General features: G+C 70.2%; 1 protein-coding gene. It reads right to left on the bottom strand.

Translation table 11 applies throughout. From position 1 onward, the window contains the following. The coding region (locus ACLJNW_RS23600; RefSeq protein WP_410961139.1) for a glutamate ligase domain-containing protein at positions 1–366 on the bottom strand (366 nt) is incomplete at both ends.

Below are 366 nucleotides of genomic sequence, written 5' to 3'. Positions count from 1 at the left end.
CTTGCCGGCATCGCGATCGCCACCGCAGCCGAACAGGCACAGCAGGCGCGCGGCCGCGTGCGGACGCAGGGCCTCCAGGACTTTTTCCAGGGCGTCGGGAGTATGCGCGTAGTCCACCACCACCAGCGGCTTGTCGCCGCCTCCCAGGCGCTGCATGCGGCCGACCGGCCCCTGCAGTTGCGGCAAAGTGCGGAGGATATCGCCCAGGGGATAACCCAGGCCAAGCAACGCACCGACCGCCGCCAGCAGGTTGCTCAGGTTGAAGCGGCCGAGCAACGGGCTGCGCAGCAGGCCCTCGCCGTGCGGAGTGACCAGCGCCGCCTCGATGCCGGCGTCGCCGAAGCGCGCTTCGCGGCAATAGAGGAA

Origin of the sequence: Salmonella sp. SAL4457, assembly GCF_046548235.1 — a bacterium.
Classification (GTDB): domain Bacteria; phylum Pseudomonadota; class Gammaproteobacteria; order Enterobacterales; family Enterobacteriaceae; genus Salmonella; species Salmonella enterica.
This window is presented reverse-complemented; position numbering and strand designations above follow the sequence as displayed.